The following is a 19,795-nucleotide window of genomic DNA, read 5'->3' on the forward strand; positions in this document are numbered from 1 at the left end:
ATCCTAAGTAGAGGGAACAAAGAGTGAGGCGAATGGACGAGGAATGCCTTTTTGCAGCTAAAAAGTTTGCGTTTTAGCTGTGGAGAGGATGGGTGGGGGTTTGTTGAGGAGTTGTTCGACGTCTCAAAAAGGCCGTCTCACCGAGTGAAAAAGTCCGCATGGCCGCAAAAGCCAGCTGAGCCTGCCGAGAAAAGGCCGTCTCACCGCGGGAAAAAGTCCGCATTGCCGCAAAAGCCAGCTGAGCCCGCCCAAAAGGCCGTCTCACCACGGGAAAAAGTCCGCATGGCCGTAAAAGCCAGCTGAGCCTGCCAAAAAGGCAGTCTCACCGCGGGAAAAAGTCCGCATGGCCGTAAAAGCCAGCTGAGCCTGCCGAAAAGGCCGTCTCACTGGGCGAAAGAGGCCGCATGGCCGCAAAAGCCAGCTGAGCCCGCCCAAAAGGCCGTCTCACCGCGGGAAAGAGGCCGCATGGCCGCAAAAGCCAGCTGAGCCTGCCGAAAAGGCCGTCTCACCGCACCGATTTTGAAAAGCCTGCGATAGTGCATCCTTTTTCGCTCAAATCGTCTGAAAATCGAGAAAGCCTGCGATAGTGCAGGCTTTTTAAGCGTTTTCGGCCGAGAATCGAAAAAAGTTCTCTAAAGGATGCATTATTGCAGGCTTTTCACCTTTTTGCTTATTTCCAAGGCGAAAAGGATGCATAATCGCAGGAATTACCCTGCTGCCAGAGCCTCATCGCGCGAAAATGGCCGTCTAGCCACACGAGGCAGGGCCTCATCGCCGCGAAAGCAAGCTAAGCCAGCCGAAAAGGCCGTCAAGGAGCGCCGTCAGCCTCCACTTCGTATTTGACCTTCACATAAAGTTCAACTTACAATGAAAATAGATCTATAAATGTAATAGATGTTTGTAAATAATGCCCCTGCACATAGGCAGGAGCATTTTATTTATAAATGAGGTCCAAGCCCCCTCCAATGAGGGTTCTACGATAGGCTGCCCATGCTGTATGATGGGATTAGAAAAAGGTTTTCAAAAGGAGTTCATAGTTAAATGACCAAAATACTTATTGTGGATGACGACGCGCACATTCGCGAGCTGATGAGCTTCTTTTTGCAAAATGAAGGATTTGACATTATAGAAGCGGTGAACGGAGAAGAAGCACTTGAGCTGCTGGCGGATAAGCTCGTTGAGCTTGTTATTCTTGATATTATGATGCCGCTGATGGATGGCTGGGATTTATGCAAAGAAATCCGAAAGCGAGATCCGCATATCCTTCTTTTAATGGTGACAGCCAAAGGGGAGTCGGGGCATAAGGTGAAGGGCTTTCAGTTGGGGACAGACGATTATCTAGCGAAGCCGTTCGATCCGGTGGAGCTGGTGCTGCGAGTCAAAGCGTTGTTGAAACGATCCCGGATATCCTCCTCCAAGGTAATACAACTGGGTGAGATTCTGCTGAATCTTGGAACTTACAAGGTCGTTCGCGGGGATGAAGAGCAAGCACTGCCTTTAAAAGAGTTCGAGCTGCTGTTCAAGCTGGCCAGCCATCCAGGCCAAATTTTCACACGGGAGCAACTGATCACTCAAATTTGGGGGATGGACTACGAGGGCGACGACAGGACTGTGGATGTGCACATCAAGAGGCTGCGGCAGAGGTTTGCCAGCGATATGAAGCATTTTTATATTGAAACGGCACGCGGTCTTGGTTACAGACTTGTGGTTCATGCAGGATGAAGAGCTTATATGTCCGTGTTGTGCTCACCTTTTTGGCTGCTATTGTCATCGGCTTAATCTCCTCCTTCATTATCGGAGTCGCCATATTTCAAAAAGAGTTAAATGAACTGGGACAAAACGATATGCTCAAGGTAGGCGATAACCTCGTAAGGCTTTATCAACAAACTCAGCCTCAGGATCTGGAAGCGTTTATGGAGAAAGCAGCCGAGTTGACGGTGTACCCGATTCAAGTGTTTTCTGCCTCAGGTGACAAGAAATTATTCGGGCCTGACAAAGGGCAGGCTGTTGTTATTGATCAGGAGACTACTGAGCATGTGCTCAAAGGCGGACTGTACCGATCGAAGGTCAAAGCTGAAGGGGCCATGTACATCGGGCTTCCGTTTGCGTTCGAAGGTCAGGATTATGCGCTCTTTTTGCAGACGTCCTCCAAAAATGAAAATGCCCTAACCCGGTTTTTGATTACGATTTTGCTTCTTGTGCTCGTTATAGGCAGCCTATGCATTCTTATTGCTGCGAGATTTCTGGTGAGGCCGCTTAAATTATTGACGAAAGCAACCAAACGACTCGCTAGGGGCGATTTCGATGTGGAATTGAAGATGAAGCGAAAAGACGAATTAGGGATTCTTGCCCGAAGCTTCAATGAGACGGCCCGTGAGCTTAAGCAGCTGGAGATGATGCGTCAGGATTTTGTTTCGAATGTCTCGCATGAGATTCAATCGCCGTTAACGTCCATTTCGGGCTTTGCGAAAGCGCTCAAGCTCGACCATCTCGTAACACCGGAGAATCGGGGACGGTATTTGGATATCATTTTGAAGGAAAGCGATAGACTGTCCCGGCTTAGCGATAATTTACTCAAGCTTGCTTCTCTGGAATCGAAACATCATCCTTTTGTGGCAAAAACGTTCAACCTTGATGAACAAATCCGGCAGGTCGTGGTTTCCTGCGAGCCGCTGTGGTCTGCCAAACATATTCGGATCGACCTGCGGCTGCCGCTTGCCGCGAAAATCACGGCTGATCCCGATCAGCTCAATCAAGTGTGGATTAACCTCCTTGGGAACAGCATCAAATTCACGCCTGACAATGGAACGATTCGTATCGAACTCATCGCCAATACCCATTCGTATACAGTCGTCATGAAGGATTCAGGGATTGGTATTACGCCTGAGGAACTGAACCATATTTTCGTGCGCTTTTACAAAACGGATCGATCGCGCAACAGCATGGGCAGCGGTCTAGGTCTTGCTATTGTGAAGCAAATTGTTTTACACCATCATGGCAACATTGAAGTAGAAAGCACCGTCGGACAAGGTACGAAGTTCACCATACATATTCCGAGCACTCGGCCAAATACGCGTTGAACGAAAACCGGTACCTGAGGGTGCCGGTATTTTTGGCGTAATTTGATAATTAATTCCACTAATAACCAATCGCGTTCACGCTCCGTTCACATTTCTTTTCTAAGCTTTATGAGTAACGTAAGCCTCATATGAAGGAGATGACGAATGAGCATGGTAGGAGATCTATTTGGTTCATTGAAGTGGTTCACTGTGTATGACCTGCTGTTATTTGCAATCAATTTGATTCTTTTAGTGTGGTATGCAGTACCTATTCGAAAATATGTCAGATGGTTTGATTTTTTGCCTAGCGCAGGCCTTCTTATTGCGATAGCAAGTGTGTTAAATGGTGACACGACCCTACTGGCGTTATCGCTCTACGCAGTGACCGCGATACTTTTTGTATGTACGGTCAATAAAGTAATTAAACCGGTTCGTCGCATCCCCATGCCCAAATACAGGGTTCTAAGAATCGTCCAATGTGTATTGGGTATTCTCCCTCTTGTCCTATCGCTGATGCTGGCGGGTGAGTCTCGTTTCAATCCGGTGAGCCAATTTAGTCAATTGAGCTATTCCCAAGCCTTTGTACAATTGAACGAGCGGCTATCCCGAGAATACCCATTTGGGGATTGGAAAAAGGTAGACTGGACGGCCATGAAAAATAAGTATGAACCCCTGTTTCAACAAGCAGAGCAAGAAAAGAACAAAGATTTATACTATAAAACGTTAAGAGCGTATCTTTTTTCTTTTCGAGACGGGCATGTCAAAATTATGAATGAGAACTTGTACGATGATAATCAGGTTTTCAAACAAGAAGTTGGCGGAGGCTTTGGTCTTAGTACGATTCAACTGGATCAGGGCAAGGTGTTGGTCAATTTGCTTTTAGCGGGCAGTCCCGCTGAACAAAGCGGTATCCAGCTTGGCGCGGAGATCATTTCATGGGATGGAAAAGAGGCGAGAGAAGCTTATCGAGCCACCTACTGGAGCGAAAACCCGATGGCTACGGAAGGGTACCAGCTTTATAATCAAGGACGATTCATGGCGAGAGCCCCAATTGGAAAAGAGATTCCGATTTCTTTTAAAAATAAAGGCGAAAATGAAATAAAAAAAGTAACATTAAAGGCGTATGACGACAGTTACGAGACGCTAAAGAAAACAAAAGTAAAATTAAATAAAACGGATGCGCCGGTAGAAGGCGAAGTTCTAAGCAACGGATATGGTTATGTGAAGATCAGATATTTTCTTCCAGGCACGACCATGTCTAATCCGGATAAAGTATGGGGAGATATACTGAAAGAGTTTCAGGCCAAGCAAATAAAAGGCTTGATTATTGATGTACGTGACAATCCCGGGGGAAGTGATGACCTGGTTACTGCGATGGCAGGTTATTTGGTGAATAAGCCGAAGTTTTATGAATATGTAAGCTATTACAATCACATGGCTGGAAAATTCGAAATCAATGCCATTGAAACTCGCACGATCAAACCCGTAGAGCCTTACTATGGCGGTAAGTTAGCTATTTTGATCAATCAAAGAACAGGAAGTTCTGGAGAAGGCTTGCCGATTGCGGCAAAGGGCTTGCCCAATGTCCGAATTGTTGGATTTACGTCTACAAATGGATCATTTGGCGTTGTATCAAGCCCTATTCAAGTTGAAATGCCGGAAGGCTACATCTTGCAGTTTCCGGATGGCAGGTCGCTGAATCAAGAGAAAATGATTCAAGGAGATAGTGACGACAAGGGGCAAGGCGGAGCAATTCCTGATATTAAAATCCCCTTAAATGAACAAACTTTTGAAGACAAATATGTTCAAGGACAGGATGTTGAGCTGAACTATGCGATTCAGGCTTTGGAAAGCATGAAGTAGAGCAGTTAATTTTAATATCTATAAAACAGCATGAAAGAGGTTAACGATGTCAATTAAAACGAATGCCTGCCGGATACTCGATTCTTTGAATATGCCATACACGCTGCACGAATACGATTGGGATGAAAATCAATTGGATGCAGCAACCGTGGCGGTTAAAGTTGGCTTGCAGACCAGCCAGTTGTTCAAAACTCTCGTCTTGAGAGGGGATAAATCCGGTATCATAGCAGCCTGCATTCCTGGAAATCAGGAACTGAACCTGAAGAGTCTGGCTTCAGCGAGTGGCAATAAGAAAGTTGAAATGGTGTCCGTGAAAGAAATTCAATCTCTCACAGGTTATATACGGGGTGGTGTCTCCCCCCTTGGCATGAAGAAAAAGTATCCTTTTTACTTGCATTCATCCGTCAAATTAATGGAGCTTGTTAGTATTAGCGGCGGTCGCCGTGGGTTGCAAATTTTCCTGAGCGGGGCAGATTTAGCCGCAGCTTCCGAGGGGCACCTTGTCGATATTGCTTATAGCTGAAGCGAATTTTCTATTTCATGGCTAGAACAAAGCAAGCTACCTCTATACGCGGTCGCTCCTCTTGGAATGGCCTCGATAGAGGTTTTCTTAATAATCAGAGGCATCGTTGAAGAGGGATCCGCCTCATTAATGACGAATGAATAGCCAAAAATGCAGAAATTATTTTCAGGTTGTGTCGATATATTTGCTATGTATTCGTCATGTATATAGTAGCGTGCCAATGATATCAGATGGGTATGCCCAGTTTTATTTACAATTGAGGAGGAAAATACGATGAGATTCATGATGATCGTTAAAGCAACAGCAGATTCCGAGGCGGGTGTAATGCCCAGTCAAGAGCTTGTCGAAGCGATGCAGAGATACAACGAAGAACTGGTCAAAGCCGGAGTGCTTCTGGCTGCCGATGGTTTGCATGCCAGCGCGAACGCGATTCGAATTTCTTATCCGGAGCCTGGCAGCAAACCGAAAATAACGGATGGTCCTTTCACCGAGGCGAAAGAAATCATAGCCGGCTATACACTCATTGAGGTGAAATCCAGAGAAGAAGCGATCGAATGGGCGATGCGTATGCCGGACCCGCATGGTTATGGTCAAGGAGAAATCGAGCTGCGGCAAGTATTCGATCCGACAGACTTGACTCAGGATCCCGAGACGCTGGCCAAAGAAGCGACGCTTCGCGAACAGTTGGAAAGGCTTAAACGAACGTGAGATCTGCGGCTGCCCAGCGTATTGATGCCATTTGGCGAATTGAATCTCCCAGGCTGATTGCCGGACTGGCACGGATGGTTCGTGACGTTGGTCTCGCAGAAGATCTGGCACAGGATGCTCTTGTTATTGCCCTGGAACGGTGGCCGGAGGTTGGCATTCCGGACAATCCCGGTGCTTGGCTGATGACGACTGCGAAACGGCGAGCTATTGATCTGCTTCGCAGGAACAAGCTGCGGGACAAGAAGTATGAGGAGTTTGGCCGCGGCAGCGTGATGTACACCGAGCAGGACCTGGACATGGGGGTGGATGGGGAGATCCGTGATGATCTCCTGCGGTTGATTTTCACAACCTGCCATCCAGTCCTGTCCCAAGACGCGCGTGTAGCGCTGACCCTGCGTCTACTAGGCGGGCTTACGACCGATGAAATTGCGCATGCGTTTCTTGTCGCTGAATCGACGATTGCTCAGCGAATTGTGCGAGCGAAGAAGACACTTAACGAAAAGCGAGTTGCTTTTGAAGCGCCGGTAGGCGAGGAGTTTAAGGAGCGTCTATCCACCGTACTTGAAGTTATTTACCTCATGTTCAACGAAGGTTATACGGCGACTTCCGGGGGAAACTGGATTCGCCCGCTGCTGTGTCAGGATGCGCTGAGGCTCGGGCGCATGTTGGCCGAAATCGCGCCTGCGGAGCCGGAAGTTCACGGGCTTGTTGCGCTGATGGAGATTCAATCATCAAGGTTGAAAACGAGAATAGGCCCTCATGGAGAGCCTATTCTCCTTATGGATCAAAACCGCGCGCAATGGGATCAGCTGCTGATCCGCCGCGGTTTGATTGCGCTCGAGCGCGCCAGAGCGCTTGGACGCCCTCTAGGTCCCTATGCGCTGCAAGCGGCAATTTCCGCATGTCATGCTTCGGCACGCAGCGCATCGGAGACGGATTGGGCGCGCATTGCCGCCCTATATGAAGCCTTGTCGCGGGTGATGCCATCCCCAGTCGTGGAATTGAACCGGGCGGTGGCCATTGCGATGGCGTTTGGTCCGGCTTTTGGCCTGCAAATTGTTGATCATCTGATGTCTGAGCCTTCCATGAAGGGGTACCATCTGCTCCCCAGCGTACGCGGCGACCTCCTGGCGAAATTGGACCGCATCGAAGAAGCCCGCCAAGAATTCCAACGTGCTGCTTCGCTGACCCACAATGAGCGCGAACGTGATCTTTTGCTGAAGCGAGCCGCTGAATTATAAATCTATGTCGATTCCGCCCTTTCCCATTCGTCGTTCAGATAGAGACGGGGAAGGCAGATCTTGCCACCCGGCCTTAATCAGTACAGGGAGGGAACGCAATTGCGATATATGTTGATAGTGAAAGCAAACAAACATTCGGAAGCGGGTGTGATGCCCAGCTTGGAACTTGTGAAGGCGATGGAAGCGTTCAACGAGTCTTTGGCCACAGCTGGCGTACTGCTTGCTGCTGAAGGGCTGCAGCCAAGTTCAAGTGGCCTGCGTATCTCGTTTCCGGCACGAGCGAGTAAGCCGAAAGTAGCCGTGGGCCCTTTTGACGGAGAGAAAGATCTGATTGCAGGATTTACTTTAATTGAAGTGAAGTCTGAGGAAGAGGCCATCAGATGGGCGATGCGGATGCCGGATCCTCACGGCTATGGGGAGGGCGAAATTGAGCTGCGCCGGCTCTTCGATCCTGTGAAGCCAGATAAAGATCCGCAAAGAAGCGTGATAGAAGCTGATCTGCAAGAGCAAATAGATATGCTCAAAAAAAGCTCGCCAATAGAAGCAAACTGGAGGAATAAGATATGAATCAAGAAGTTAGTCAATTTATTGAAGCTTTAAAAGAACCGTGGCAAGCAGAGCTGTGTTTTTGTCTTCGGGATGTTGTCTATGAAGCGATTCCAGACGTTCAGGAGCGCATTCAATATAAAAAGCCGCATTTTTTGAAAAATGGCAAATATGCTGCTGTTATTTCAACATCTAAAGACGCAGTCAGCTTCACCATTTTTAATGCAAGTGAACTGAATGTTCCTGAAGGACTATTTGACGGTCCACCAGAAAGAAAAACAATCAAACTGCGGCAAGGGCAGGCAGTCGATGCCAATTTACTCTCAGCGTTGGTAAGCCAAGCGTCAGCAGCACTCTGATTGCTTAATAGGCGATAAGCCTCTTATTCTCATTGAATCTGGACCAGTTCTCAAAGACATATGAAAAAGCCTAGTGTCTATGAGGCTAACAACCCGCAAATGCAAGCCGAGCCAGCCAAAAAGGCCGTCTCAGAAGGGAAAAAGCATCGTCCCGGCTTTGAGACTGCCAAAAAGGCAGGCTCACCGCGCGAAGGAGGCGATATTCCCGCAAATGCCAGCCGAGCCAGCCGAAAAGGCCGTCTCAGAAGGGAAAAAGCATCGCCCCTGCTCTGAGCCTGCCAAAAAGGCTGGCTCACCGCGCGAAGAAGGCTGTACTCCGGCAAATGCCAGCCGTGCCAGCCCAAAAGGCCGTCTCGCCCTCCGTGTATGGATCAATTACTCAATAGCACCGGTATGTCTCAATTTAAAATTGACCCGAACGTTAATTTTCGCCTCTTTGAACATGGGGTGCCATTTGTTTTTGGTTAGCTTTGAATTTCTTACTTTACTCCGATAAATCTCGCCGAACCCGACAGCATCAGCCTCATGCTTCTGCAAACTCGCCACAAAAGTTTCGATTTCCTCTTTCAATTTTTTGCCGATTTCATTTTCTAATGCCGTTATAGCTTCAGGCTTATCAAAGGAGTAAGGGGTTGAAATTTCTTGGAGATCTCCGAACATGGAAACAGATACCATGAATTCGGGAGACTTCGAATCAAGGAGTTTAATTTTACTGCTGCTTTTCACCGTGCTGAACACAATTTTGACCTCTTTCTCTTTACCTGAATGCTTCAGGTACTTCGTCAAAGGCTCAGCATCAGTTGCGAGTTCAAAGTATCCTGGCTTCCTAGTATTGAGCAGTAATTTAAGCAGATATCCTTGTCGCGGAGAAGCTTCATGAACCATATGGCCATCATGAAACAAAGCCAGACCTTTGATATATACCTCATTCCCCCGCCGTTTCAGCAAAGGAACGACGGGATCTTTGCCTTCACTGTAATAATCACGAAGAAAGTCTTGGATGGTTGGGGAAGGCAGTTCTTCTCTCTCCGAGTTTTGTTTTAAGTTCTCATAGAGATACATGCCGATATTCGATATTTCCCGATAACGGTGGGTTAAAATGTGCGAAGCTTCCTCATCGCTTACGCAGAGGTAAATCATATCACCGAGCGTTGGGTCGCGGGTTAGCGTATCCACCAGATCAATAATTCCTTTGGAGGCAAGTTTTTTGCCGTACATCACGACCCGCACCTGTCCGCCAACCAAATATTTGCTTAGCTCTCGATTCGAAGAAATGCGCGAACCTCTACTGGTGAAGGCCGTACTGGCGACGACCTGTGTCTTTTCTCTAGCACTCGGATCGATTTTTTGCAAGACCGATGTTGTAAGGATGCGTTCATTGTCAAGAGAATCATATCCAATAATAATGCCGAGCGCCAAGTTCTCTAAAATGAACGGCTTGACACATCCTGAGAACAAAACAACGATGCTCAACAATACAGATAGACAAAGTGATTTTCTCACGCCTTTCACTCCTCGAGAGTAATTCTAGCGATGAACGGTTCTCTTCTTAAGGGCATGTACGGTTTTCACGAATAGATAAAGAAGGGAGGGATATAGAAAGATCACATAGGTCGATACCGAGTTCAAGATGGAGTTCATCTTATAAATTTGTCCGTGCTCTTGAAACAGAAAGGAGCATGCGAATAGCAGAGCGCAGAATACGGCTAGTGATCGCTTTTGATTTTGCTGAAAAACACGCTTCATGCCACGTAGGATGACCCATGTAAACAACATTAAGTTGCAGACAAGGATAAGCATCCAGAGCGGAATAGCGATGAATTCGAATCGTTCCAGAAACGGGAACCGGATGATTTTCAAAAAACTAAAAGTCGCCCAAATCGTTTTTGGCATCTGATTTTGACTGTAATAAACAATCGACACGACCATAACGAACAAATAAAACAGGTTGCTGATAAGAACACCTATTTGCGCGTAGCGATTAGCGTTTTGTGGATCTCGAATGAACGGATACAGGAAGAAAATGACCTCGAATCCTGCAAGAGTCAGCGGCATTTTGCTAGCACCTTCTAACAACTGAGAAGGAGTACCTTCCATGATAGGAAGGAGAAAGCTCCACTGGGCATGCCTCACAGCTGCATAGTAGAATAGTGTGGTCAGAATCCAGCAACCGAAACCAAACAAGCACAGTCCAATAATCACGCGAATTCCGCCAGTCAAGCCATAGGCAATTAAGACAATAAGAAGCAGCATAAGGAGCCATGTCGGGAAATCGGGAAATATCCACGATTGAACGGTTTCTATATAGGTGCGGGAGATTGTCAAGACATAGAACGCGAAATACATCATGAACAGGAGACTAAACAACCGTCCTACCCATTTGCCGAATAAGGCATGATGAATGCCGAACAAGTCCGCAGAATCATAATGCGCTAGTATTCGAATCATTAACCAGATGGAAAGGTGTGCAGCTAAACCAGCTATAATAACCGAAATCCAGGCATCATGACCGGCAGATTTAAAAATGACTCGCTGGAATCCGAGCACGCCAACGCTCAATTGGGCCTTGCTAATCACGAAAACAAGCAAGAATGCTTGAAACAGTAACCCTTGCCTCGGTTTATCCGAGATTTTCATTGCTCATCACCCGTCTACTCGTCGATATCTTTTTTCTGCTTCGCTTGGTCCCTATTGAATCTTTGCTTATTCGGCGTGCGTGTAAAGGTAGAACGCCCAGAGAGCGATGGAAAGGGAAGCCGGAAGACAGTATCCATCATGTCTCTCCAGCGCGGGGGAAAGATGGGATGCATATACGGATGTCCAAGACTCGTTTGACGCAATAGATGGATGAGTACTAAACAAATCGTGAAAACAATGCCGATTCCACCCCAAATACCAGCGGCAATAATCATCGGAAAACGAACGAATCGGATACTAATGCCCATTAAGTAAATAGGTGTGGTAAATGAGGACAGGGCAGCCAAAGCGACAAGCATAATTAAAATGTTGCTCGTAAATCCGGCCTGAACCGCCGCTTGTCCGATAACAATACCACCCACAATGCCCATCGTTTGTCCAACCTTGGTTGGCAGCCTAGCCCCCGCTTCGCGTAGAAGCTCGATGGTCACTTCTAGAAATAACGATTCAAACAAAGGCGGGAACGGTACTTTGGAACGCGACTGTGCCAAAGGAACAAGCAGACTGGGAGGAATGGTTTCATAGTGAAATGTTAATGCTGCGACATAAGCAGGGGTCATCAGGATCGAGATGAAAATGGCGAAAAATCGCAATCCTCTGATGAACATAGCAATATTCCAAGACAAGTAATGATCTTCCGGTGATTTGAAGAAATCAAGGAAGGTGCTTGGTCCTACAATAGCGAAATTGCTGCCATTCACAAGGAGAGCTACTTTGCCCTCCAATAAACTGAAGCTGACACGATCAGGCCGTTCGGTCAAAATCAATTGAGGAAAGATCGACATCGAATTATCTTCAATTAGCTGCACCAGCACGGAACTGCCGATAACGCCGTCTATCTTGAGGTCAGCAATACGCTGACGCAGCGTATTGACGGTCTGCTCTTCAGCCACATCCTTCAAGTACAGCAATTGCACCTGAGTTCTCGTAAGTTCACCAATTTCCAGTGATTCATTACACAGGTTTTCATGGGCTATATAGCTGCGAACGATACCCACATTCGTTTCCAGCGATTCGGTGAAGCCGATCTGAGGCCCGATTACATTCGTTTCGATTTCGGCTATGGATGGCGTGCGCTTGGGCTGCTTCGCGGTGTTGACCAGTAGGGCGTCCGAATAGCCAACTTTATAGACGACTGTCCAACCACGCAGCAGCAAGGTCATCGCCGGCTCCATTTCACAAGTAAGCTCCGTCTGGCCGACCGGGATTAATTGGGCAAGCCCCTCCATGGAGAAGGGGTCTAGCCGGATTTGCTGCAGCGAGCCGAGCAGTTGATGGTGAACGAGATTGGAGTCAATTAAATTACCGAAATAAATGAGCGTAAGGCTATCATTAGCATGCTTCACGACAAGATCCGAACAATTATGGAGCAGCCTTTTCAAGGTTTCCTCGAAAAGATCAACTGAGCCTGGGAGATCCATACACATCACCTTTTACCGTAGTATCCATAATTTACCCTTGTTTTATGCATAGAAGAGTCTTAAACATTGCATCCGAGGTTGAAAAAGATAGCCATAACCTAATAAACTCTTGACATGTTGGTGCTAAGATAGGACAAGGGGGGTGGCTATATGACTAACACTTTACTTGGTATATTTCAAGATTTGATTGCCAATTTCGCCATTGTTACAGCTTATTTGTTTCTAACGAGCCAAATTATCTTCAAGAACAGAAATCTGGATGCGAGTGCGTCATGGAGCACGAAAGTTCTGCTAGGTTTTGTTGCTGGTATGCTAGGGATTATATTAATGGTCTTTACTGTTGAATTTGATGGAACAATTCTCGATTTTAGACAGCTTGCCGTTGTATTCTCAGCGCTTTTCGGAGGTATTTATGCTTCCCTTATCACGGGCCTGATTATCTCCCTAATGAGGTTGTTGTATTTTGGCGTCATCAGCCATTCAGCCATTGTAGCCGCTTCCAATACCATTGTTATTGCGGCAGTGCTTGGTGTTATAGGTATGCTGAAATTGACATTTTGGAAAAAATGGATTTATTCGCTCATTGTCTGTAATCTTCTGACAGCCATTGCGTTTTACATAAACATGGGAATAAAGGGTACTTTGCCAGTGGTCATTTATATCATTATGATGACGATTGGAGGATTAATTTCGGGGTATTTGACGGCCTTCCTTGTCAAAGCAAAATCCCATTTTCAACGGATGGAAAGGGCTGCGACCTTCGATTTCTTGACAGAGTTAAACAACCATCGAACCTTTGATGAAGTGTTCAATGCTTCGATGGAGAAAGCAATGGAGAAGAATGAAACCTTGTCCTTGCTGATGATAGATATTGACCATTTCAAAAAGATCAATGATACATATGGGCATTCAAATGGGGATATCGTGTTAAAGCAGTTTGGCAAAATATTGAAGGAGACCTCACGTTCTTTTGATATTGTATCGAGGAATGGAGGAGAGGAGTTTTCCGTCTTGCTGTACGATCTGCCGCACAAGCACGCGCTAGTCGTTGGGAATCGTATCCGAAGTGCCATCAGCAAACACGAATTCGTCCTGCATGATGGTCATGGAATCCAGATTACAGTTTCAATCGGGGCTGCGACATATCCAGATACGAAGGAAGAGCTGATTGAGCAAGCAGATAAAGCGCTGTATAAGGCTAAAATGGATGGCAGGAATCGGATTTGTTCGAATCAAGAAGTCTAACTTTTGTTGTTAGGTGACGATTCTATTTTTACCGGTACGCTTCGCTTTGTATAAATTGATGTCAGCCCTCTCAAAGAGGGCTTCTTTGCTCATCGCAGGTTCATAGCTTGTGATTCCTATGCTGATGGTTACGTTGGTTCCGGCCATCTCCTCATGCTGCAAGCTGGACACGGCGGTCCGAATCGTTTCGACAAGCTTGATCGCTTTATCGAAGTTTGTTTCAAACAACAGCAGCGCAAATTCTTCGCCTCCGTATCGTGCAGCAATATCATTCGTGGTAATTGTTTCTTTGATGACTTTGGCGACGCGTGAAAGGACAACATCTCCAACTAGATGCCCGTACGTATCATTGATGGCTTTGAAGTTGTCGATGTCGATTAAAGCAAGAAAAAATGAGGAGCTGCGATCGCCTCCGTATGCCATGGCTATGTCGAAATGTTCATAGAAAGATGCTTGGTTATATAAATTCGTGAGTGAATCCATCTTAGCTTGCTTGCGTATGATGGCATATTGAATCATTAATTCTTGCTTCGCTGTCATGGTATGCAGCAAGGCTTCCTGCAGTTCACGCCCTCTGATCATAATGATAGAAGCAAGTAATGTGCATAGTCCGAGAAAGCAGGGGATCGCAACTAGATCAAAGTTAGATAAGTGGTTGCGGTAGCTTTCGTCTGTGATGTATACAAAGAGAAACCCGACCAGCTGTAAAATGGCAGAAAACAAAGTTAATCGAAAGCGATAAAAAATGACGGAAACAAAAATCGGCAGTAAAAAAAGGGCCGAAATAATACGAATGTCCGTGTTCAACTTGATGATAAGGATAGCTAGAATCGTACCAGCGATTAATAACGTATGGAAGGAATACTTGTGCTTGGCCTTATTGACAACCCAGCCGAGGCTTACGGTTAGACTCATCTTGAGAGTCGGGTACAGCAGGACATAGAAATAGAATTCAACGACTTTGGCATCGTAGGGCAAAAATAGATAGGAGAAAAGCTGCGCCACAAATTGCACGCCAATTATATACCAGTAGGAAATCCAAACTTTTCGGACCCATTTCGTTTCTTGGTCGGTTAAATTTTGCATCAATGGTCACCTAAACATGCGTTTTTGTCAATTTTACCATAGATATCGTCGTTTAGCCTTTCAATATTAGGTTTGTAGTATACTAAAATAACAAAAGGATGAGTCTTAGAAAGGCTGATGAACAATGCGTGACCCTAATTCAAGCCTGCTGCTCGAAAACTTATTTATCTCTTCAATTCGGATATATAGATATCAAGGACAAGAAGGGAGTTTTTTGCGAAAGAGAACCATTCACCAGTATGCTGTCTGTGTGATAACGAATGGTAGGGGTGTTGTTACGATTAATGAAGTGGTGTATATGGCTAAGGAAGGAGATTTCTTTGTCCTAGTGCCCGGAATGATTGTGGAAGGGAAGTCTCATTTCGCAGACCCAATTCAGTATACAATCATCTTCTTCTCTTGCATTCAGTTGAGCAAACATCACAAAGAGTGGAGCGTGAAGCGACCCCATTTTATTTGCAGCGGCAAGCTTCAAGCAGCTTCTGATGATCGTGTTGTCAAAGCGGCTGCAGATTCGTTGATCGGTCCCCACTATGACTCGCATGCGCCGAACAAAATAAAACAAAAGTATGATTTGCACAATTTGCTTATGCTGCTCATGGCTGGCGATCGTGTACACGGGAATGAATTGGAAGCAGCAGTGGGAATGGAGGCTGCCCTTGCGTACATGAATGAGAACTACATGAAGGATACGAGAATCGATCAATTAGCCCGTATGGCAGGTTATAGCACGAATCATTTTATTCGAACGTTCAAGGATCAAATGAATATGACACCCATCGAATACGTGCAGAAGCAGCGTATGAGAAAGGCTAAGCAGCTGCTGTTCTCTTCCGAGAAAATGAAGGATGTCGCCCAGCAAGTAGGGTATAAAGATGAGCATTATTTCAGTCGGGTATTCAAGAAGGCGGAAGGTACAGCGCCAACGCTGTATATGAAGGATAAGAGCCGTCGAATTGCTGCCTTGTATTATGGCGTGGATGATTATTTGTTAACACTGGGCTTAAAGCCGGTTGCCGCCCTATCCTATGTAGAGAGGGTATCACGAACCTATGCGGTGCCAACTCTGAATGCATTCAATCATGGCGTAGTCCGTCTCGACAGCGTCAAACTGAACTATGATAAGCTTATCCAAACGCGGCCTGATCTTATCCTTACAAGCGACCGTTTGGAGCAGGATGAGGTCCTTAAGCATATTGCGCCAACGGCGGTACTCAAGCATTCCAACAATTACGGGATGATGCTATCGTATATAGCCGGTATTTTGGGAAGGGAACAGCAAGCGGTAATATGGCTTGATAAGTATACGGAACGAAAAGAAGCTCTTCAGAAGAAAATCAAAGAACGATGGGGAAAGCAGACTGCGTATTATTTAAGAGTCAGCCCGACCTTCTACCGGATATACGGTACCATGAATCAAACGGGGTCTCTCCTCTATGAGGATGTTGGTTTAATGCTGCCAAGCGGCTTTCCCGCCGAGGAGTGGGCCATTGATTTTCAACTGCAGGATCTGACATTATTTAATCCTGATCACATTTTTCTTATGACGGATCCAACGGAGGAATCCAGAAAACGGCTGAAATTGCTGCTCAGTTCTGAAGAATGGGCGTCACTTGATGCGGTGAGGAATCATCAGGTTTATGATGCCAGCGATTTATTGTTCAAGACCTTGGGGCCAACCGGGCGAATGTGGGCGATGAATCACATAGCCGACCAATTGCGACTGCAGCATGGTGATATTGTTCAAGCAAAAAGAGGGGAATAATCCATTGTTAAACCGATTGCCTTTCCTTACAATGATAATGATTATTATTATTAATCAGAAATGGGGAAGGCAAACACATGTTTAGATTTAAATTAACCACATTAATCATGGCTGTCACCCTCTTATTTTTGCTGGCAGCCTGCAGCAGTAACACGGGGCCGGTTCAGCAAGAACAAAAGAAGGCCACTCCAGATAAATCAACGCGAACGATTACGCATCTCAAAGGGACGGCCGTCATTCCTGCGAAGATTAATAAGATTGTCGTTCTGTCGGCCGCTTATATCGATCACCTGCTCACCATCGGAGAGAAACCGAGCGGTGTCAACGTAGAGGTGCGTTATGGGGGCGATTATCTGCCTTATTTGGCAAGTAAGCTGACTGGTGTTCCCCTTGTAGGTTCGGCAGATAGTCCCAATCTTGAAGCCATTGCACAGCTTGATCCGGATGTTATTCTCATTGAGAGCCGAACGGCCGAGAAGACCTATGAGCAGCTGCAAAAAATTGCGCCAACGATTGTTCTTGGGAACGAATGGCTTGCCTACGAAAGCGATACGACCTTTTGGACCAAAGATTTATTAACCATTGCGGAGATGTACGATAAAGTCGATGTCGCCAAAGAGCAAATAGCTCAGCTAGAAGTGAAAGCATCGAAAGTCAGAGAGAAGATCAAGGCTCTGGACAATAAGAAGCTTGCCTATTTGCGCGTAAGAGAGAAAAATCTTCAGCTTTATGCCCAAAATGGACACCCAACCAATGTCTTGTTGTATCATGATCTAGGATTTGCTCCATCGGCGCTCACGCCAAAGGATCAACGGGCAGACTTGTCCATGGAAAAGATTCCTGAACTGCAAGCCGACTATATTTTCCTCGAGGTCGATCCGAATGGGCGGGACAACCGCAAGAGCATGAACGAGAGTGCCTTGTGGAAAAATAACGCTGCCGTGTTAAACAACAAGTTATATGAAACGGATTCTTTTTGGCTATTTAAAGGCTGGGGAGTAATCGGTCGCGGAGAAATTATAGATGAAATATCCAAAATCATTCCATAATGGAGAACACCGCGGCTTCCTTCGGAAATGAGCTGACTACTTCTTTGCAGCGCTATTTTGCGACCTCGATTCGGGGCTCCGTAGATGATTTGTTTCCATACTCTGCGGCGGAGCTGTTGGATGAAGCTTCACGATCTCCGATCCTTCGTCAGCAGTCAGCCCAGCTCGGAGATCCTGAGTGTAGGGTCGTGGGTACCTTATTTGCCAAACGTTATTCGGTGTTCGTTATGGGACTCTTCGCAGCCATCAGTCTATTCGATACGCCGTTGGCGGCATCTCCTGAGATTGTAAGATTCAGAGTGACAAGTGCAGGGGCGATGGCATATGAGACAGAGTTTGAAGACTCGCCAAGGATGTCTACATGGCATCACGAGGAGCGCAGAGTTAAATTGGTTGACTACGTGCTGCAGCTGCAATCGCATTTACAGCACATTTTTGCAGCGATTTCCGCCTCTACGGGTGCAAGTATCAAGGTGATGTGGTCCTTAGTTTCACATAACCTGAGAAATCTGTACACCCGATTAGAAGCGGATGAGAGCCTCTGGCGGACAACCGAACGATTGCGACTCATCCTCGCAGATCGGGATGTGTTGTTTGAGCCAACAAGCGGCAATGTATTTGCAGTCAAGCTTCACTTATTTGAACATCCAGAGTGGCAGGGCGCTCCGCTCTTGCTTCGCGGGCATTGTTGTTTGGCTTACAAGATACAACATGGCTCCGAAAGTCATGGTTATTGCATTAGCTGTCCCCAATTGCGCCCGGAGGAACGCCTGGCGATGCTGCTTGCCTAATTGTTCGACTGCTCGAACAAAATACATTGACTTTTTATTCAACCCATACTATTATTGCTAAATAAATTCCATACCGTATAACCTCAATGATATGGTTTGAGGGTCTCTACCAGGAACCGTAAAATCCTGATTACGAAGAAAGCGTGTATTCTGCCCTTTTTTTGTAATCAGGATTTTTTTGTTTTTTTCCAGATGAATCTTGATTTAGAACCAAGGATAGAAGCCATCGGAAGAGGAGGAGATAGGTAGAAGTGAATTATAAAGTATTCATCTTGGCGATTGCTTGTTTTGTGACAGGGACAGTGGAATTGATTGTTGGAGGTATTCTCGATCTGATTTCAACGGATTTGCATATTTCCATTAGTGCGGCAGGTCAGCTGATTACGTTGTATTCTCTGACCTTTGCGCTCACGGGACCGCTGCTGCAAGCCGTTACGGTAAAAGTTGAACGCAAAAAACTTTATCTGTCTGCCATATTTGCTTTTATTGTGGGGAATATTATTTCAATTGTGAGCACGAGCTATTTGATTTTGCTGTCTGCGCGAATCCTTTCCGCGGCAAGCAGCTCGCTGATTATCATTTTGTCCATCACACTGGCTTCGCAGATCGTTGAGGTGAAGTACAGAGCCAGAGCCATCGGTGTCATTTATATGGGGGTAAGCGGCTCGTTAGTGCTGGGCGTTCCGCTCGGATTGCTGCTTGGCCACCAGTTTGGCTGGCGCGCTCCTTTTGTGATGATCGCGATTCTTTCCATCATGTCGTTTGTGCTGATCCAAATGGGCTTGCCGCGGACACCGGCAACGGTGACGATCCCGCTGCGACAGCAGCTCGCCTCTTTGAAAAATAAAAGAATCATATTTACGCATATGATCTCTATTTTGATGCTAACCGGACATTTAACACTGTATGCCTATTTAACACCCTTTCTACAGGAAGTACTGCATCTAGGGTCATCATCTATCAGCTTATTTTACTTCCTATTCGGCATTGCAGCGGTCTCCGGGGGTGGAATTGGCGGCTGGATTACGGACCGATTTGGACCGAAAAAAAGCATTTTTTTTATTGTTAGCAGTTTTGCCGTTATGATGGTTCTTATGCCATTTGCGACAGTTTCTATTTACACTAGCGTTATTGTTATGATCCTATGGAGCTTGCTTAGCTGGTCTATTACCCCGGCTTTACAAAGCTATTTGATTCAATTAGCACCGGAGTCTTCGGACATTCAACAAAGCTTCAATAGCTCAGCGTCCCATGTGGGAATTGCGCTTGGGTCAGCGATCGGAGGTATTGTTATTGAGCAATCTTCCGTTTATTATAATGCGTGGGTAGGTGTTGCTTTTGTCCTATTGGCTTTAGTTTGTGCGAGAATATCCACCAAAGATTCCCGGAAGTCTGATATAGTAGTTGAGGAACGAATGATAAATTAATGACCATGGAGGTGA

General features: G+C 46.2%; 17 protein-coding genes and 1 riboswitch. Of the genes, 13 read left to right on the plus strand and 4 right to left on the minus strand.

The window, feature by feature from the left end; genetic code table 11:
* Positions 1–1,041: 1,041 nt before the first annotated feature.
* The 8 genes from HQN90_RS14005 (at position 1,042) to HQN90_RS14040 (ending at position 8,299) form a co-directional block, all read left to right on the plus strand.
* Complete coding sequence (locus tag HQN90_RS14005) at positions 1,042–1,722, plus strand: response regulator transcription factor (protein ID WP_173219393.1); 681 nt, start codon at positions 1,042–1,044, stop codon at positions 1,720–1,722.
* Positions 1,719–3,080, plus strand: a complete 1,362-nt coding sequence (locus HQN90_RS14010; RefSeq protein ID WP_173219396.1) for a HAMP domain-containing sensor histidine kinase — start codon at positions 1,719–1,721, stop codon at positions 3,078–3,080. Before HQN90_RS14005 ends, HQN90_RS14010 begins: the two co-directional genes overlap by 4 nt.
* A gap of 144 nt (positions 3,081–3,224) precedes the next feature.
* Complete coding sequence (locus tag HQN90_RS14015) at positions 3,225–4,922, plus strand: S41 family peptidase (RefSeq protein WP_173219399.1); 1,698 nt, start codon at positions 3,225–3,227, stop codon at positions 4,920–4,922.
* 46 nt (positions 4,923–4,968) lie between these two features.
* Entirely contained in the window at positions 4,969–5,445 is a 477-nt protein-coding gene (gene ybaK / locus HQN90_RS14020) for a Cys-tRNA(Pro) deacylase (RefSeq protein WP_173219414.1), read from the plus strand.
* Between the two features lie 273 nt (positions 5,446–5,718).
* Complete coding sequence (locus HQN90_RS14025) at positions 5,719–6,153, plus strand: YciI family protein (protein WP_173219417.1); 435 nt, start codon at positions 5,719–5,721, stop codon at positions 6,151–6,153.
* On the plus strand, positions 6,150–7,394 hold the full coding sequence (locus tag HQN90_RS14030) for a sigma-70 family RNA polymerase sigma factor (protein ID WP_173219420.1): 1,245 nt from the start codon (positions 6,150–6,152) through the stop codon (positions 7,392–7,394). Before HQN90_RS14025 ends, HQN90_RS14030 begins: the two co-directional genes overlap by 4 nt.
* 99 nt (positions 7,395–7,493) lie before the next feature.
* Entirely contained in the window at positions 7,494–7,961 is a 468-nt protein-coding gene (locus tag HQN90_RS14035; RefSeq protein ID WP_173219423.1) for a YciI family protein, read from the plus strand.
* On the plus strand, positions 7,958–8,299 hold the full coding sequence (locus HQN90_RS14040) for a DUF1801 domain-containing protein (protein WP_173219426.1): 342 nt from the start codon (positions 7,958–7,960) through the stop codon (positions 8,297–8,299). Before HQN90_RS14035 ends, HQN90_RS14040 begins: the two co-directional genes overlap by 4 nt.
* Positions 8,300–8,674: 375 nt before the next feature.
* On the opposite strand, the gene HQN90_RS14045 is transcribed toward HQN90_RS14040, so the two are convergent.
* From HQN90_RS14045 to HQN90_RS14055, 3 genes are read right to left on the minus strand one after another with little or no spacing between them, the layout of a single operon-like run.
* The gene (locus tag HQN90_RS14045; protein ID WP_173219429.1) at positions 8,675–9,802 is read right to left on the minus strand and encodes a Ger(x)C family spore germination protein; all 1,128 of its coding nucleotides are present in this window, start codon (positions 9,800–9,802) and stop codon (positions 8,675–8,677) included.
* A gap of 24 nt (positions 9,803–9,826) precedes the next feature.
* Entirely contained in the window at positions 9,827–10,936 is a 1,110-nt protein-coding gene (locus HQN90_RS14050; RefSeq protein WP_173219431.1) for a GerAB/ArcD/ProY family transporter, read from the minus strand.
* A 14-nt stretch (positions 10,937–10,950) separates the two neighbouring features.
* Positions 10,951–12,417 carry a spore germination protein gene (locus tag HQN90_RS14055; RefSeq protein ID WP_246362361.1) on the minus strand — a complete coding sequence of 489 codons (1,467 nt, stop codon included), beginning with the start codon at positions 12,415–12,417 and terminating at the stop codon, positions 10,951–10,953.
* Between the two features lie 150 nt (positions 12,418–12,567).
* Here HQN90_RS14055 and HQN90_RS14060 point away from each other — a divergent pair, with 150 nt between their 5' ends.
* A complete protein-coding gene (locus HQN90_RS14060; protein WP_173219434.1) occupies positions 12,568–13,662 on the plus strand; it encodes a GGDEF domain-containing protein in 1,095 nt (364 codons plus the stop codon).
* 9 nt (positions 13,663–13,671) lie between these two features.
* On the opposite strand, the gene HQN90_RS14065 is transcribed toward HQN90_RS14060, so the two are convergent.
* The gene (locus tag HQN90_RS14065; RefSeq protein ID WP_173219437.1) at positions 13,672–14,748 is read right to left on the minus strand and encodes a GGDEF domain-containing protein; all 1,077 of its coding nucleotides are present in this window, start codon (positions 14,746–14,748) and stop codon (positions 13,672–13,674) included.
* 214 nt (positions 14,749–14,962) lie between these two features.
* Between HQN90_RS14065 and HQN90_RS14070 the strand changes: the two genes are divergently transcribed.
* The 4 genes from HQN90_RS14070 to HQN90_RS14085 all read left to right on the plus strand — a co-directional run bounded on the left by HQN90_RS14070 (position 14,963) and on the right by HQN90_RS14085 (position 19,780).
* Positions 14,963–16,513 (plus strand): AraC family transcriptional regulator, encoded by a 1,551-nt coding sequence (locus HQN90_RS14070; protein ID WP_173219440.1) that lies wholly within the window; start codon positions 14,963–14,965, stop codon positions 16,511–16,513.
* Positions 16,514–16,590: 77 nt separating this feature from the next.
* Entirely contained in the window at positions 16,591–17,562 is a 972-nt protein-coding gene (locus tag HQN90_RS14075; protein WP_173219443.1) for an ABC transporter substrate-binding protein, read from the plus strand.
* A complete protein-coding gene (locus tag HQN90_RS14080) occupies positions 17,562–18,353 on the plus strand; it encodes a hypothetical protein (RefSeq protein ID WP_173219446.1) in 792 nt (263 codons plus the stop codon). Before HQN90_RS14075 ends, HQN90_RS14080 begins: the two co-directional genes overlap by 1 nt.
* 53 nt (positions 18,354–18,406) lie before the next feature.
* Positions 18,407–18,506: riboswitch (purine riboswitch) on the plus strand.
* 98 nt (positions 18,507–18,604) lie between these two features.
* Positions 18,605–19,780, plus strand: a complete 1,176-nt coding sequence (locus tag HQN90_RS14085; RefSeq protein WP_173219449.1) for an MFS transporter — start codon at positions 18,605–18,607, stop codon at positions 19,778–19,780.
* Positions 19,781–19,795: the final 15 nt, after the last annotated feature.

It is taken from the genome of Paenibacillus alba (genome assembly GCF_013204855.1).
In the GTDB taxonomy this organism is placed as follows: Bacteria; Bacillota; Bacilli; order Paenibacillales; family NBRC-103111; genus Paenibacillus_E; species Paenibacillus_E alba.